The organism is Pseudomonas deceptionensis (assembly GCF_900106095.1).
GTDB lineage: Bacteria > Pseudomonadota > Gammaproteobacteria > Pseudomonadales > Pseudomonadaceae > Aquipseudomonas > Aquipseudomonas deceptionensis.
Genome location: NZ_FNUD01000002.1, coordinates 396,008 through 410,475, shown reverse-complemented (window position 1 = coordinate 410,475; position 14,468 = coordinate 396,008). Strand labels below are relative to the sequence as shown.

Annotated in this window: 15 protein-coding genes; 8 read left to right on the top strand and 7 right to left on the bottom strand. The window is 59.5% G+C overall.

Translation table 11 applies throughout. The annotated features are described in order from the left end of the window. Positions 1 to 2 precede the first annotated feature (2 nt). The 5 genes from livM (at position 3) to BLW11_RS01715 (ending at position 5,391) form a co-directional block, all read left to right on the top strand. Entirely contained in the window at positions 3 to 1,286 is a 1,284-nt protein-coding gene (gene livM / locus BLW11_RS01735; RefSeq protein ID WP_048360307.1) for a high-affinity branched-chain amino acid ABC transporter permease LivM, read from the top strand. Beyond that, the gene (locus tag BLW11_RS01730; RefSeq protein ID WP_048360306.1) at positions 1,283 to 2,173 is read left to right on the top strand and encodes an ABC transporter ATP-binding protein; all 891 of its coding nucleotides are present in this window, start codon (positions 1,283 to 1,285) and stop codon (positions 2,171 to 2,173) included. The genes livM and BLW11_RS01730 overlap by 4 nt, the downstream gene beginning before the upstream one ends. Continuing rightward, positions 2,170 to 2,886, top strand: a complete 717-nt coding sequence (locus BLW11_RS01725) for an ABC transporter ATP-binding protein (protein ID WP_048360305.1) — start codon at positions 2,170 to 2,172, stop codon at positions 2,884 to 2,886. The genes BLW11_RS01730 and BLW11_RS01725 overlap by 4 nt, the downstream gene beginning before the upstream one ends. Before the next feature lie 761 nt (positions 2,887 to 3,647). After that, a complete protein-coding gene (locus BLW11_RS01720; RefSeq protein ID WP_048360304.1) occupies positions 3,648 to 4,412 on the top strand; it encodes an SDR family oxidoreductase in 765 nt (254 codons plus the stop codon). A 73-nt stretch (positions 4,413 to 4,485) separates the two neighbouring features. Continuing rightward, positions 4,486 to 5,391, top strand: coding sequence for a cation diffusion facilitator family transporter (locus BLW11_RS01715; RefSeq protein WP_048360303.1), 906 nt, complete (start codon positions 4,486 to 4,488; stop codon positions 5,389 to 5,391). Positions 5,392 to 5,447: 56 nt separating this feature from the next. Here BLW11_RS01715 and BLW11_RS01710 read toward each other — a convergent pair whose 3' ends face one another. The 6 genes from BLW11_RS01710 to BLW11_RS01685 all read right to left on the bottom strand — a co-directional run bounded on the left by BLW11_RS01710 (position 5,448) and on the right by BLW11_RS01685 (position 9,773). Then, complete coding sequence (locus BLW11_RS01710) at positions 5,448 to 6,581, bottom strand: AGE family epimerase/isomerase (RefSeq protein ID WP_048360302.1); 1,134 nt, start codon at positions 6,579 to 6,581, stop codon at positions 5,448 to 5,450. A 177-nt stretch (positions 6,582 to 6,758) separates the two neighbouring features. After that, entirely contained in the window at positions 6,759 to 7,367 is a 609-nt protein-coding gene (gene ureG / locus BLW11_RS01705) for an urease accessory protein UreG (protein ID WP_048360301.1), read from the bottom strand. A gap of 9 nt (positions 7,368 to 7,376) precedes the next feature. After that, positions 7,377 to 8,051 carry an urease accessory protein UreF gene (locus tag BLW11_RS01700; protein WP_048360300.1) on the bottom strand — a complete coding sequence of 225 codons (675 nt, stop codon included), beginning with the start codon at positions 8,049 to 8,051 and terminating at the stop codon, positions 7,377 to 7,379. Then, on the bottom strand, positions 8,048 to 8,548 hold the full coding sequence (ureE, locus tag BLW11_RS01695; RefSeq protein ID WP_048360299.1) for an urease accessory protein UreE: 501 nt from the start codon (positions 8,546 to 8,548) through the stop codon (positions 8,048 to 8,050). Before ureE ends, BLW11_RS01700 begins: the two co-directional genes overlap by 4 nt. A gap of 161 nt (positions 8,549 to 8,709) precedes the next feature. Further along, on the bottom strand, positions 8,710 to 9,342 hold the full coding sequence (locus BLW11_RS01690) for a TetR family transcriptional regulator (RefSeq protein ID WP_046809184.1): 633 nt from the start codon (positions 9,340 to 9,342) through the stop codon (positions 8,710 to 8,712). Between the two features lie 158 nt (positions 9,343 to 9,500). Next, the gene (locus BLW11_RS01685; protein ID WP_048360298.1) at positions 9,501 to 9,773 is read right to left on the bottom strand and encodes a hypothetical protein; all 273 of its coding nucleotides are present in this window, start codon (positions 9,771 to 9,773) and stop codon (positions 9,501 to 9,503) included. Positions 9,774 to 10,026: 253 nt separating this feature from the next. Between BLW11_RS01685 and BLW11_RS01680 the strand changes: the two genes are divergently transcribed. Beyond that, positions 10,027 to 12,093 carry an AsmA family protein gene (locus tag BLW11_RS01680; RefSeq protein WP_048360297.1) on the top strand — a complete coding sequence of 689 codons (2,067 nt, stop codon included), beginning with the start codon at positions 10,027 to 10,029 and terminating at the stop codon, positions 12,091 to 12,093. 90 nt (positions 12,094 to 12,183) lie between these two features. On the opposite strand, the gene BLW11_RS01675 is transcribed toward BLW11_RS01680, so the two are convergent. Continuing rightward, positions 12,184 to 13,071: a DMT family transporter gene (locus tag BLW11_RS01675; RefSeq protein ID WP_048360296.1), complete on the bottom strand. Its 888-nt coding sequence runs from the start codon at positions 13,069 to 13,071 to the stop codon at positions 12,184 to 12,186. 97 nt (positions 13,072 to 13,168) lie between these two features. Between BLW11_RS01675 and BLW11_RS01670 the strand changes: the two genes are divergently transcribed. Then, complete coding sequence (locus BLW11_RS01670; protein ID WP_048360295.1) at positions 13,169 to 13,954, top strand: AraC family transcriptional regulator; 786 nt, start codon at positions 13,169 to 13,171, stop codon at positions 13,952 to 13,954. 92 nt (positions 13,955 to 14,046) lie between these two features. Next, positions 14,047 to 14,340 (top strand): PsiF family protein, encoded by a 294-nt coding sequence (locus BLW11_RS01665; protein WP_048360294.1) that lies wholly within the window; start codon positions 14,047 to 14,049, stop codon positions 14,338 to 14,340. Positions 14,341 to 14,468 lie beyond the last annotated feature (128 nt).

Genomic DNA, 14,468 nt, shown 5'->3' with positions numbered 1-14,468 from the left:
GTATGTCTGCAGCCATTAATAAACCGGTTGATATCAAAAAAAGCGTTATCGATTCGATCCTTGCCGGGTTGATTTCATTGATTGTATTTGGGCCGATCGTGGGGGTAGTGCTCGACGGCTATAGCTTTAACCTGCAGCCGGCGCGTGTTGGCTGGCTGGTGGCGATTGTGATGGTGGGGCGCTTTGTCTTGAGCCTGTTCCTGCAAACGTCCAAGGGCCTGAAAATCCTTCAGAGCTTTGAGTCCACCGGCTCGGGTGTGCACGTGCTGCCACCTGATTACAAATCTCGGCTGCGCTGGATCGTGCCGCTGCTGATCGTGATTGCCATCGTGTTCCCGTTTTTTGCCAACAAATACATCCTGACCGTGGTGATTCTCGGCCTGATCTACGTGCTGCTCGGCCTTGGGCTGAACATCGTGGTCGGGTTGGCGGGCCTGCTCGATCTGGGGTACGTGGCCTTCTACGCCATCGGTGCTTATGGACTGGCGCTGGGTTATCAGTACCTGGGGCTGGGCTTTTGGTCGGTGCTGCCGCTGGCGGCCATTGCGGCGGCGATGGCGGGGTGCATTCTCGGGTTTCCGGTATTACGAATGCATGGGGATTACCTGGCCATCGTGACCCTGGGCTTTGGTGAAATCATTCGTCTGATCCTCAATAACTGGCTGTCGTTTACCGGTGGGCCCAATGGTATGCCGGTGCCTTCACCGACATTTTTCGGGCTGGAATTTGGCCGCGTTGCCAAAGAGGGTGGGGTGCCGTTCCATCAGTTTTTTGGCCTGGACTACAACCCCAATATCAAATTCCTGTTTATCTACATCGTGCTGTTTTTGGTGGTGCTGCTGGTGCTGTACATCAAGCACCGCCTGACCCGCATGCCGATTGGCCGCGCCTGGGAAGCGTTGCGCGAAGATGAAATCGCCTGTCGCTCTATGGGACTGAACCATGTGCTGGTCAAACTCTCGGCATTCACCATCGGTGCTTCTACCGCAGGCCTGGCCGGCGTGTTCTTCGCCAGCTATCAGGGCTTTGTGAACCCGTCCTCGTTCACCTTTTTTGAATCGGCGCTGATCCTGGCGATTGTGGTGCTCGGCGGCATGGGCTCGACGGTGGGTGTGGTGATCGCCGCGTTCGTGCTGACCGTGGCTCCGGAATTGCTGCGCAGTTTTGCCGAATATCGGGTGCTATTGTTTGGTGTACTGATGGTGTTGATGATGATCTGGCGACCGCGGGGCCTGATCCGTATCAGCCGTGTCGGGGTCACACCACGCAAGGGGGTTGCACCATGAACGAGCCCACTCTGAATGACGACATCGTGCTCTCGGTCGACAAACTGATGATGCATTTCGGCGGGATCAAGGCCCTGAGTGATGTCAGCCTCAAGGTCAAACGCAACTCGATCTTTGCCCTGATCGGCCCCAACGGTGCCGGTAAAACCACAGTGTTCAACTGCCTGACCGGCTTTTACAAAGCCAGCGGCGGCAGGATCGAGCTCAACGCCCGGGGCACCCGCACCAATGTGATCAAGCTGTTGGGCGAGCCATTCAAGTTGACCGACTTTGTATCGCCCAAGGCATTTGCCAGTCGGCTGTTTTACAAAATGTTCGGCGGTACTCACCTGGTCAACCGCTCAGGGCTGGCGCGGACCTTCCAGAACATTCGCCTGTTCAAGGAAATGTCGGTGCTGGAAAACCTGCTGGTGGCCCAGCACATGTGGGTCAACCGCAACATGCTCGCCGGTATCCTCAACACCAAGGGCTACCGCAAGGCCGAAAGCGATGCGCTGGACCACGCGTTCTACTGGCTGGAAGTGGTCGACCTGGTGGACTGCGCCAACCGCCTGGCCGGTGAACTGTCCTACGGCCAGCAACGGCGTCTGGAAATTGCCCGTGCCATGTGCACGCGCCCGCAGATCATCTGCCTGGACGAACCGGCCGCAGGCCTCAACCCGCAGGAAACCGAAGCGTTGAGCGCGATGATTCGCCTGTTGCGTGACGAACACGACCTCACCGTGGTGCTGATCGAGCACGACATGGGCATGGTCATGAGTATTTCCGATCACATCGTGGTGCTCGACCATGGCAACGTGATCGCCGAGGGCGGGCCGCAGGAGATCCGCAACGACCCGAAAGTGATTGCTGCCTACCTCGGCGCAGACGAAGAGGAGCTGATATGACGAGCACGATCCTCGAACTCAAGGACCTGGACGTGCACTACGGGCCGATCCAGGCGCTCAAGCAAGTTTCGATGCACATTGAAGAGGGCGAAACCGTCAGCCTGATCGGCTCAAACGGTGCAGGAAAATCCACGCTGCTGATGTCGATTTTCGGCCAGCCTCGGGCCAGCAGCGGGCAAATCATCTACCAGGGCGTGGACATTACCCACAAGTCTTCGCACTACATCGCCTCCAACGGTATCGCCCAGTCGCCAGAAGGGCGCCGTGTGTTCCCGGACATGTCGGTGGAAGAAAACCTGCTGATGGGCACCATCCCCATCGGGGATAAATACGCCAGCGAAGACATGCAACGCATGTTCGAGTTGTTCCCAAGGCTTAAGGAGCGGCGTAACCAGCGGGCCATGACCATGTCGGGGGGGGAACAGCAGATGCTCGCCATCGCCCGCGCCTTGATGAGCCGCCCCAAGTTGTTGCTGCTGGATGAGCCCAGTCTGGGGTTGGCGCCGATTGTGGTGAAACAGATTTTTGCCACCTTGCGCGAACTGGCCACCACCGGCATGACCATCTTTCTGGTCGAGCAAAACGCTAACCACGCCCTGCGTCTTTCAGACCGTGCCTACGTGATGGTCAACGGTGAAATCCGCCTGACCGGCACCGGCAAGGAACTGCTGAGCAACGAGGAGGTGCGAAACGCGTATCTGGGCGGGCATTAAAAAGTGTGGGAGCTGGCAAGCCGGCTCCCATAGAACAGCAGTCTGTTGCACCAGCCCCTTTTCAGGGGCTTTTTCGTTATTCCACAGAGCACTATCGAAATTGTGGAAAACAATATTTCAACTCTGTGAAACCGCGACATAAAGCCGCTGTAATTCCCTGTTTTGCCATCATTTTGACTTGTCCCCGTTTGCTGTGGAGGTGGCTGTGGGTAACGTGGGAGTAGTTGGCTGTAGCCCTTTATTTATAAGGCGTCCAGCGGTATGGTTAATTTTCGACCAGCGGTTTTTAGGCGGCTGCCCCGGTGATTTGTCAACAGGTTTGTTCAGTCATAAAGAGCGCCTTAATTTGATGACTAACCTGTGGATAAGTCTGTGGTTAAACTCTGGAAAGATTGCGGCAGGCGGCGTAATTACTGGCCTCTGGCTATCTGGCCGGTTTCACCGGGTTGCACCTTTTTGGGGCGTCTGCATGTGGGGCCTGTTCAGGTCAAGTTAAAAACACCTCACCCTGCGCTCTATCCCTTGTGGATAGAGGCTTTGAGCATTTTCGAGTTGCCCCCAAAGACTGTGGACGGGCCTGTGGATAAGGTGAGCGCATATGGCTCCAGCCCTTACGCAGCAAGGCTTACAGGTGCCTGGTTGTTTTTCGTACAGTTTGAAGGTGTTAATACAGGGCCGGGTTGCCGCTGGACCCCAGTCGGGGCATTCTGCTCAACGTCCAATTCAACGGCGGCCGATGCCCGCCAGCCAAGGAGAACACGATGACTTCCACCCTGTTTATTACGGGCGCGACTTCCGGATTTGGTGAGGCGTGCGCACGCAAGTTTGCGCAAGCAGGTTGGAAACTGGTGCTGACGGGTCGGCGCGAAGAGCGTTTGAAAGCGCTGTGTGAGGAGTTGTCCAAACAGACCGAGGTTCATGGCCTGGTGGTGGACGTGCGTGACCGTGCCGCGATGGAAGCGGCGATTGCCAATCTGCCGCCTGCGTTCAGCAAGTTGCGTGGGCTTATCAACAATGCAGGCCTGGCGCTGGGCACCGACCCGGCGCCCAAGTGTGACCTCGATGACTGGGAAACCATGGTCGACACCAACATCAAGGGCCTGCTCTACACCACCCGCCTGCTGCTGCCACGGCTGATCGCCTACGGTCGCGGTGCCGGGATCGTCAACCTGGGGTCTATCGCCGGCAGCTACCCGTACCCCGGCAGCCATGTGTACGGCGGCACCAAGGCCTTTGTGAAACAGTTCTCCCTGAACCTGCGCTGTGACTTGCAGGGCACGGGTGTGCGGGTCAGCAACGTTGAACCGGGCCTGTGCGAGAGCGAGTTCTCCATGGTTCGCTTTGGCGGCGACAAGGAACGTTACGACGCAACCTACCAGGGTGCTGAGCCGATTCAGCCCCAGGACATCGCCGAGACCATATTCTGGGTGCTTAACACCCCGGCCCACATCAACATCAACCGCCTTGAACTGATGCCCGTCACGCAGTCCTGGAGCGGTTTTGCCATCGAACGCCACGCCAAGTAGTAAACTTACGCCTGGCAGCCCACCTGCGACCTCCTGAGGGGGTCGCATTCAATCGGGCTGAAAAGGAGTTTGTGTGAGTAACCGTGGTGAGCAGAAACTGCTCAAACAATCGACCGTTCTAATGTTTGCGGTGGCCATTGCGGGCATCGTAACGGGTTTTATTTCGGGTTCAGAATCCATCCTGTTCGATGGGTTCTTCTCTTTGATCGCGACTTTTATCAAAGTCCTGATGCTGATCACAGCGCAGTTGATCGCCAAGGAAAGCAACCAGCGTTTCCAGTTCGGCTTCTGGCACCTTGAGCCCATGGTGCTGCTGATCGAAGGCAGCTTCCTGTTGTTGATTGCGATCTACGCCTTTCTTAACGGCGTGTTTGGCATCATCAATGGCGGGCGCGATATCGAGTTGGGGATGGTGATCGTCTACGCCGCGGTGTTTACCGTCGTCGAGTTCGGCTACTACTTCTGGGTCCGTCGCAAAAACCGCAAGCTCAAATCAACCCTGATCCAGTTCGACAACATCAGTTGGCTGGTGGACGCCATGCTGTCGGTGGGGTTGTTGATAAGTTTTGTGACCGCCTTGATCCTCAAGCAACAAGGTTATGCACAGTGGGCGGCTTACGTTGACCCGGCGATCCTGATTTTGCTGGCCCTGAGCATGCTGGCGCCGGCGTTCAAGATCCTCAGGCCGGCCTTGCGCGACGTGCTGGGCATTGCCCCGGATGCGCTGGATGACAAGGTGCGGGACGTGCTCGAAGAAGTGTCGGCGCGGCATGGCTTTGAAGGCTACAAAACCTACGTGCAAAAGCATGGGCGGGCGCGGTTTATCGAGATCCATATCGTGCTGCCCGCGGGTTATCCACTGACCGGCATCAAGACCCTCGACGGGTTTCGTGAAGAGATATCAGGCATGTTGGGCGCGGCGGACAGCGCACGCTGGCTGACGATCAGCTTTACCGGGGATCGCAAGTGGATTGCGTGATTTTACCCCCCCCCGAACCCTCTCCCTGCGGGAGAGGGTTGGGGGGGGTAAAAGCGTCAACCGAAATACTGCGCCAACCCGCTGTAGCACGTCGCCAGGTGATACGGCGTGGTCGACGGCATATCTGCGCGGCTGACATTCCCCGCCGCATCCCGGCATTCATACCAGCCACCGGCATGTAAAAAGTTATGTTGCAGCGCCAGCAATTGGCGTTGCAGCCGTGGCTGGCTGTCAGGGCGCAAGGTGAGGGCGCGCAGGTACTCGGCCTGGGCCCAGATGCGCTGTGTGCCATCACGCAGGGTACCGTCTGGGGCCAGCATGCCGCAGACCGCCCCGGTCTGCGGATCGACCCCGACCTGTTCAGCAAAGCCGAATGCGCGGTCCAGCGACCCATGCAGCGGCGTCTGTCGCAGCAGTGGCGAAGATTGCAGCAAGAAAAACCACTCAAACTGATGGCCCGGCTCAAACCAGTTATCCACAGCCCCGCACGGCTTTTCGAGCATGACGTTATGCACAGGCTCGATAAAACGCTGCTGCATGCCGTCAGCCAGCGCCAGCAGCGCGGCGTGCACCGGCGCATCGTCACGCACTGACAATGTGGCCAGGAACGCCTCGGCCAAGTGCATCAACGGGTTTTGCAGCGGGCCAGTGCCCCGTGATGACCAGTCCCGCTCGAGGCTGGCTTCATACAAGCCGCTGCCATCACTGAAACGCTGGGCCACTACTTCCAGGGCGCCATTGAGCACCGACTCCACCAGAGGCTCGCGCACTTTGGCCCAGTAATGGGCGCAGGCGAAGATGATAAAGGCGTGGGTGTAGAGGTCTTTGCATTGATCCAGCGGCGCGCCATCGGGGTCGATGCTGTAGAACCAGCCACCGTGTTCGGCGTCGTGAAAATGCTGGTGCAGCGAGCGGAACAGCGCCGCTGCGCGCTCCGTGGCGTCGGGGAAGGCCGGGTCGCCGATCAGGCTGGCGAACAGATACAACTGTCGTGCGCAGGCCATGGCGCGATAGCGCTGGGGCGCCAATGGCTGATGCTCGGGGCTGAGAGCCTCAAACGGCAACGCCAGTTCGGCATTCCAGCCGGGGCCTTGCCACAGGGGCACAATGACCTGGCGAAAATGCTGCTGAACGGCCGCAAACGTGGCGGTCAGTTCAAGCGGGAAGTCGGAGCGGGCTACATCAGGCATCGGCGGGCGTCGTCACGGCTGGGGCGTTTGCGCGACATGATACACCGTGATTCGCTGGATGATCTCAACTCTGATGTAGGGTCGGGAATGTGGGAGCGAGCCTGCTCGCGATGGGAACGATGCGGTACCTCAGGCAAACCGCAGTGATGCCATCGCGAGCAGGCTCGCTCCCACAGGTTAAATCAACAACCCCTGACGCTCGATAAACGCCACGATGGCATCCAGGCCATGCCCGGTCTTTTGGTTGCTGAACACAAAGGGTTTGTCGCCGCGCATGCGCCGTGTGTCGTTGTCCATCAACTCAAGCGATGCACCCACCAGCGGCGCGAGGTCGATTTTGTTGATCACCAGCAAGTCCGACTTGCAGATCCCCGGCCCGCCCTTGCGCGGCAGTTTGTCCCCGGCGGACACGTCGATCACGTAGATCGTCAGGTCGGACAACTCCGGGCTGAAGGTGGCCGACAAGTTATCCCCACCCGATTCCACCAGGATCAGATCCAGCCCCGGAAAACGGCGGTTCAATTGATCCACAGCCTCCAGATTGATCGACGCATCTTCGCGGATGGCCGTGTGCGGGCACCCCCCGGTTTCGACACCGATGATGCGCTCCGGCGCCAGCGCCGCATTGCGCACCAAAAAGTCGGCGTCTTCGCGGGTGTAGATATCGTTGGTCACGACGGCCAGGTTGTATTTGTCGCGCAGGGCCAGGCACAGGGCCAGGGTGAGCGCGGTTTTGCCGGAGCCCACCGGGCCACCGATGCCAACACGCAAAGGCTGTGTGTTCATTGCATTCTCCTAGGAACGAAACAGGCGGCTGTACTGGCGCTCGTGGGCCATGCTCGCCAATGACAGGCCGAAAGCGGCACTGCCCAAGTGGGATAAGTCGAGGGTGCTGGCGTGTTGCTGGGCTTGCTGCAAGGCGGGCGACAACTCGCTGGTCATGCGCTGGGCAGCTTGCTGGCCCAGGGGCAAGGTTTTCATCAGCACCGCCAATTGGTTTTCCAGCCAGCTCCAGAGCCAGGCGGCCAGCGCGTCCTGTGGGGTGATGCCCCACGCGCGAGCGGCCAGGGCCCAGCCGAGGGCCAGATGGGGTTCGTTCTGTTGTACGAGAAACTGCCGTGCAGGCTCGTCCAGCTCTGGCAAACCGGTGAGCAACTGTTGCAGGGAATAGCCCATCTGCCGGCTTTCCTGATGCAGCTCGCGGGTTTCACGGCTGGCGCGGTGCTCATCGCAAAACCGCTGCAGGGCGCTCCAGTCTTCGTCGGCCGCCGCCTGGCAATGGGCGAGCAACAACGGTGCCTCGAAGCGCGCCAGGTTGAGCAGCAATTGGTCGCAGATCCAGCGGGCGGCACTTGCCGGGTCAGCCACGCGGCCATTCTCCACGGCCATTTCCAGCCCTTGGGAATAGCTGTAGCCGCCAATCGGCAGCTGCGGGCTGGCCAGACGCAGCAGCGCCCAGGCCGGACTCACAAGCGCACGCCAAACTGATGCAGGCGCGGTGCGTAGTTAAAGTCTTCCTCACCCGCACGGGAGTGATGATGACCGCCACCATAGGCGCCGTGTTCCGGCTGGAAAGGTGCTTCGATGGCCTCGGTGTGAGCGCCCAGTTGCTCCAGCATGGCCTTGAGCACGTAGTCATCGAGCAGCCGCAGCCAGCCATCACCGACCTGCAAGGCCACGTGGCGGTTGCCCAGGTGATAGGCGGCGCGGGTCAGTTCAAAGGCGTTGCAGCAGGTGACATGCAGCAGTTTTTCGGGGCTGGCGCAGACACGTACGATGCGCCCGTCCTGGGCCTGGAGAAATTCGCCGTCATGCAGCGCAGACTGGCCACGCTCAAGGAACAGGCCTACGTCTTCGCCACTGCTGCTGAAGCAGCGCAGGCGACTTTTGCTTCGGGCTTCGAAGTTCAGGTGTAACTCGGCGCTCCACACGGGGTGGGCCTGGACTCTGCGATGTATAACCAGCATCGGAAGGCTTCCTGCAATTGACAATACCGGGGTCAGAGCAAGGGGCTTGCCAACCCGGGTAAAGACCGCAGATGCAGGCCCAAAAAGAGTGCAGGAAGATGAAGATGTTCTAAATAAGTGCGCAATAACCGCGTTGACGCCCCAATAAGGTGCGCTTGCGGCTACTCGGTGCTGCCCAAGCCTTTCCAGTGCTTGAGCCCGATGAAGATAAAGCGCAGTTGCTGACTGATCTTGGCCTGGGGTTGCAGGTGGTCGGGCAGGGTGTCGGCAGGCGGGTCGATGACGTCGGGCAGGGCGGCAAACACGCTTTTGACCACCAGGTCGGCAATCACGGTCAGGCCGGCGTGGTCCAGGTGCTGCAACTTGGGCTTGGAGCCAAGGTCGGCAGCCAGGTCCGAGGTAATGTCTTCGCGCAGCGCACCAATAGCCTGACGCACCGGTTGTGAACCGCCGTATTGCTCACGGGCCAGAAACAGGAACTGCGAGCGATTGGCCTCCACCACGTCGAGAAAAATGCGCACCGAGGCGTTGATCACGCCGCCCATGAACAGTTCGTTGTGACGCACCAGTCGAATGGTTTCGCGAAAGGTCTGGCCGACTTCACTGACCAGCGCCAGGCCCAGTTGGTCCATGTCACTGAAGTGACGATAAAACCCGGTGGGCACGATGCCAGCCGTTTTGGCGACTTCGCGCAGGCTCAGGCTGCCAAAGCCGCGACCCGATTCCATCAAGTGGCGGGCAGCATCCATCAGCGCAAGGCGGGTTTGTTGCTTCTGTTCGGCGCGAGGCAGCATCGGGGCTGGTATTCCAGACAAGTACAGCGGCGCACTCTAGCAAATTTGATCCATCCCTTGTAGCCGCTGCCGAAGGCTGCGATGGGTGCGTAGCAACCCCAGGATTTTTAAGGCCTTGCGGCCCTTATCGCAGCCTCGCGGCACCCGCAGAGAGAGGGTTAGCTGGCACGTTGATTTCTCTCTGCCAGACGATCAGCACCACCTTCGGCGACAAACTGGTTGCTTGGGGTGCGGTCGTAGCCATCTTCGGCGTAGCTGTTTTGCTGATCCAGGGTACGTTGTGCGCCGTCTTCAGCCACTGGGTCGAGCGGTTGGCTCAGGGTGCTGGAGGCCGGTTGTACCATTGGGGTTGGCGTTTCATCGGCAGGCATGGCGAATGCGTTGAAGGCCAAAAGTGAAAGGGAAAGACCAAACAATACTGGGCGTTTCATGGTGTGTGCTCCGTAGCAATGCAACTGGGTGGGTGTGGTGGCAATGCTACGCTTGGCTACCGGATATCAAAGTTCATACGGCCAATGGTGATAATCAACACAATTGATTGTCCAGATTCGGAGGCTCTAGCCTGCGCCTTCTGAGGTTTTTTACACGAAAGACGTACCGGGGTTAAACCTTCAGGCGTCTTTGTCAGTCGTACATTTACAGCGTCGAAACTGGGACGTTCTGTCGTAATCAAGGAGCCGTGACATGACGCGCACCCGTAAAACCCTTGCCTGGGCAGGCGGTATTTTTGTCTTGCTGGTGGCCGTGCTGGTGGTGATCCTCGCCACCTTCGACTGGAACCGCATCAAGCCGACCATCAATAGCCAGGTGTCCGGGATTCTCCATCGCCCCTTTGCCATTAATGGCGATCTGGCCGTGCGCTGGCAGCGCGAGGAGGGCGCGGGGGGCTGGCGGGCATGGGTGCCGTGGCCGCATGTCATCGCTCAGGACCTGACCCTGGGTAACCCCGAGTGGGCGAAAAATCCGCAAATGGCCAGCCTCAAAAAAGTTGAGCTGCGCCTTTCGCCGCTGGCGCTGCTGAGCCAGACCGTGGATATCCCGCGAATCAACCTCACCGAGCCCAGCGCCAACCTTGAGCGCCTGGCCGATGGCAAGGCGAACTGGACGTTCACCTTCGACCCCAAAGACCCGAATGCCGAGCCGTCCAGCTGGACGCTGGACATCGGTGCCATTGGTTTCGACAAGGGGCACGTGACGTTCGCTGACCAAACCCTGGATACCCGGCTGGATGTGCTGATTGACTCCCTGGGCAAGCCGATCCCGTTTAGCGAGATCGTCGGCGAAACGGACGCGAAAAAGATCCTGGAGAAAGGTAGCGCGCCGCAAGACTATGCCTTCGCCCTGAAGGTCAACGGTCATTATCACGGCCAGAAACTCAGTGGCAGCGGTAAAATTGGCGGCCTGTTGGCGTTGCAGGACGCAACTCAGCCCTTCCCGTTGCAGGCCCAGGTGAGCATTGCCGACACCCGCGTGGCGCTCGCCGGTACCTTGACCGACCCGCTGAACCTGGGGGCTCTGGACCTGCGCCTGAAGCTGGCCGGTGCCAGCCTGAGCAACCTTTACCCTTTGACTGGCGTGACCCTGCCGGACTCGCCGGCCTATTCAACGGAGGGTCATTTGACTGCCAAATTGCATGAGCCGGGCGGGGCGGTCTTCAGCTATGAAAACTTCAACGGCAAAATCGGCGCCAGCGATATCCACGGTGATTTGAAGTACGTGGCCAGCCAGCCGCGACCAAAACTGTCAGGCAAGCTGGTGTCCAACCAACTGCTGATGGCTGACCTCGGGCCGCTGATCGGTGCCGACTCCAACGCCCAGCAAAAGGCCCGTGGCGGTGAGAGCAAACAACCTGCAGGCAAGGTGCTGCCGGTCGAAGAGTTTCGCACCGAGCGCTGGCGCGACATGGACGCCGATGTTGAATTGACGGGTAAGCGCATCGTGCAGAGCGCCGAGCTGCCGTTCACCGATCTCTACACCCATGTGGTGCTCAATGACGGCGAGCTGAGCCTGGAGCCGCTGCGCTTTGGTGTGGCGGGCGGCAAGCTGGATGCGCAGATTCGTCTCAATGGCCGGGCTATGCCGTTGAAAGGCAGCGCCAAACTGACCGCGCGCAACTTCAAGCTCAAGCAGTTGTTCCCGACCTTTGAACCGATGAAAACCAGCTTCGGTGAACTCAATGGCGATGCCACGATTACCGGGACCGGCAACTCGGTGGCCAAGTTGCTGGGCACCGCCAACGGTGATTTGAAGATGATCATCAATGACGGGGCCATCAGTCGCAGCCTTATGGAGATTGCCGGGTTGAACGTCGGCAATTATGTGGTGGGCAAAATCTTTGGTGACGAAGACGTCAAGATCAACTGTGCGGCAGCGGACTTCGGGATCAAGAGCGGCCTGGCCAGCAGCCGGTTGTTTGTGTTCGATACCGAGAACGCGATTATCTACATCGACGGGACGGTCAACTTCGCCACCGAACAGCTCGACCTGAAAGTCACCCCCGAGTCCAAAGGCCTGCGCCTGTTCTCACTGCGCTCACCCTTGTATGTGCGTGGCACATTCGCCAAGCCTTCGGCGGGGGTACAAGCCGTGCCGTTGCTGTTGCGCGGTGCTGGCATGGTGGCGTTGGGCGTGATTGCGGGCCCGGCGGCGGGGCTGCTGGCCCTGGTTGCACCCAGCGGCGGCGAACCCAACCAGTGCGCGCCGCTGCTGCAACAAATGCAGCAGGGCAAAGTGCCGAAAACGGTGAAGTAAGAGCCTATCAAAAGCCAAAAGCGCCCTCTCCCTGCGAGGGGGCCGCCGGACATCGGAGGTGGGCAGGGAGAGGGTTGGGGTGAGGGCAGATCAGCAGGCCGCTTTCACCGCCCGCAACGGCGTAGTCCAGCGCTCCGACAAAATCACCCCGCCCAGGGTCAGCGCGCCGCCAATCAAGTGGTAGGCATGCAGCTGTTCTTTCAACACCACGGCAGCAATCAGTGCCGTAATCAGTGGCAATAGATTGAAAAACAGCGTGGTGCGGCTCGGGCCCAAGGTGGCCACGGCCTTCATCCATGCCAGCGGCGCGATCATCGATGCCAGCACGCAGGCGTACAGCACCAGCCCCATGTTGTGCACGGTCGGGCCGACCTTGGGGGAGGCCAGGTACAGCGGAAACAACACCACAATCGCCACCAATATCTGCATGTACAGCATTTGCAGGGGCGGCAGGCGCAGCTGCCATTTCTTCAGCAGGGTGCTGTAAATCGCATAGGCCAGGGTGGCGAACAGCATCATCGCGTCACCCAGGTTCAGGCCATGGTCGAGCAAGGCCCCGAGGCTGCCGCTCGACACCACCACCAGCACACCGGCAAACGACACGACGGCGCCCACCAGAGCTCCGGCCGTCAGGCGCTGCCCCAGGCTGATAATCGACATGGCCAGCACCATCAACGGCATCAGCGACAGGATGATCCCCATGTTGGTGGCCGAGGTGCGGGCCGCCGCGTAGTAGGCCAGGCTTTGGTAAATCGCCATGCCGAGCACGCCGAGGACGAAGATCTTGCCCAGGTTGGGGCGGATAACTGACCAGTTGGCCATCACCGGTTTGAGCATAAACGGGGTAAACAACAGGCCGGCCAGCAGCCAGCGGTAAAAGCCGATCTCGGACGGGAAGATCGCACCGACCGCCAGTTTGTTGATCACGGTATTGCCGGCCCAGATAAAAATGGCCAGAAGCGGGTAAGCGTATTGCATCAGGAACAACCACAGGGTTAATGAGGGGGGATTATCCGCTTGTCTGTCTGCAAGCCTATACTTCGATCCAGTCAACCTCGTACCGAATCCAGACAGCATGCGCAAAAACCTGATCAGCGTTCCCGAATTCGACGGCTTGCCGGCGCCGGTTTACTTCCGCTACGCCGAAATCGAAGCCCACAGCCATGCCGAACCCCACGTACATGCCTGGGGTTCTCTGGATTACGTGGCCCGCGGGGTGATGCGCTTCGAGGTCGACGGTCGGCGTTTTATGTCGCCGCCACAGTACGCGGTCTGGGTCCCGCCCAACACCGAGCACAGTGCCTACAACGCCCAGGCCATTGTGTACCGCTCGGTGTATCTGGATGCCGAGCATTGCCAGCATTTGCCGACCACGCCGGTCACGCTGGCCATCAGCGATATTCTCAAGGCCATCCTCAGCGACTTTGCGCGCCGAGATATCAATATCCCCGAGACCGAAGCGGACATTCGCCTGGCCCGGGTGCTGGTCGACCAATTGCGTCAGGCGCCGGTGCATCAGTGCTATCTGCCTTATGCCAGCCACCCTGGCTTGCTCCATGTGCTTGAAGCGCTGCAACACCAGCCCGGCGATAACCGGCCGCTGGGCCAGTGGGCTGAGCAGGTGCATGTCAGCGAGCGCACGCTTGCACGTTTGTTTGTCCGCGAATTGGGCATGAGCTTTGGCGAGTGGCGCCAGCGGCTACGCTTTCTGGCGGCGATTGAGGCGCTGGAATCGGCGCGCAGCGTGCAGGACGTGGGTTTCGATCTGGGCTACAGCACCTCATCGGCGTTTATCGCCATGTTTGCGCGCCAGGCCGGGTGTACGCCGGAGCAGTATCGACGCCAGGTTCGCTCGCGCTGAGAAGTCGCTGGCCATGCCCGCGATGTAACAGAGTTTGTCTACACTTCAGAAACATCCGCGGCCACTCGGTGCGGTGATAAGGAGAAAACTCCATGAAGATGCTGCGTGTACCTTTGCTGCTGATTGGCTTGTTGTTGTGCTCCCAGGGTTTTGCGGCCACCGCCCAACAAAACAAAATGACCACCTGCAACGCTGACGCCAGCGCCAAAGCCCTAAAGGGCGATGAGCGCAAAGCCTTTATGAGTAACTGCCTTAAAGCCAAACCGGCGACCGCAGCCACCACCCAGCAGGACAAAATGAAAACCTGCAACGCCACTGCCGGCACCCAGGCCCTCAAGGGCGATGCACGCAAAACCTTTATGAGCGATTGCCTGAAGAAAAAATAAAGCGGGCTCTTGTAGCTGCTGACGAGACACTTCAACTGTGGGAGCGAGCCTGCTTGCGAAGATCATTCGCGAGCAGGCTCGCTCCCACAGGGGCATTGAGGTGTGGCTTCAGCACTCGCCGGTCACAA

What these genes read in the sequence shown, in the direction of transcription:
- livM (WP_048360307.1), top strand. Translation starts at nt 3, where the DNA reads ATGTCTGCAGCCATTAATAAACCGGTTGATATCAAAAAAAGCGTTATC.
- BLW11_RS01730 (WP_048360306.1), top strand. Translation starts at nt 1,283, where the DNA reads ATGAACGAGCCCACTCTGAATGACGACATCGTGCTCTCGGTCGACAAA.
- BLW11_RS01725 (WP_048360305.1), top strand. Translation starts at nt 2,170, where the DNA reads ATGACGAGCACGATCCTCGAACTCAAGGACCTGGACGTGCACTACGGG.
- BLW11_RS01720 (WP_048360304.1), top strand. Translation starts at nt 3,648, where the DNA reads ATGACTTCCACCCTGTTTATTACGGGCGCGACTTCCGGATTTGGTGAG.
- BLW11_RS01710 (WP_048360302.1), bottom strand. Translation starts at nt 6,581, where the DNA reads ATGCCTGATGTAGCCCGCTCCGACTTCCCGCTTGAACTGACCGCCACG.
- ureG (WP_048360301.1), bottom strand. Translation starts at nt 7,367, where the DNA reads ATGAACACACAGCCTTTGCGTGTTGGCATCGGTGGCCCGGTGGGCTCC.
- ureE (WP_048360299.1), bottom strand. Translation starts at nt 8,548, where the DNA reads ATGCTGGTTATACATCGCAGAGTCCAGGCCCACCCCGTGTGGAGCGCC.
- BLW11_RS01690 (WP_046809184.1), bottom strand. Translation starts at nt 9,342, where the DNA reads ATGCTGCCTCGCGCCGAACAGAAGCAACAAACCCGCCTTGCGCTGATG.
- BLW11_RS01685 (WP_048360298.1), bottom strand. Translation starts at nt 9,773, where the DNA reads ATGAAACGCCCAGTATTGTTTGGTCTTTCCCTTTCACTTTTGGCCTTC.
- BLW11_RS01680 (WP_048360297.1), top strand. Translation starts at nt 10,027, where the DNA reads ATGACGCGCACCCGTAAAACCCTTGCCTGGGCAGGCGGTATTTTTGTC.
- BLW11_RS01675 (WP_048360296.1), bottom strand. Translation starts at nt 13,071, where the DNA reads ATGCAATACGCTTACCCGCTTCTGGCCATTTTTATCTGGGCCGGCAAT.
- BLW11_RS01670 (WP_048360295.1), top strand. Translation starts at nt 13,169, where the DNA reads ATGCGCAAAAACCTGATCAGCGTTCCCGAATTCGACGGCTTGCCGGCG.
- BLW11_RS01665 (WP_048360294.1), top strand. Translation starts at nt 14,047, where the DNA reads ATGAAGATGCTGCGTGTACCTTTGCTGCTGATTGGCTTGTTGTTGTGC.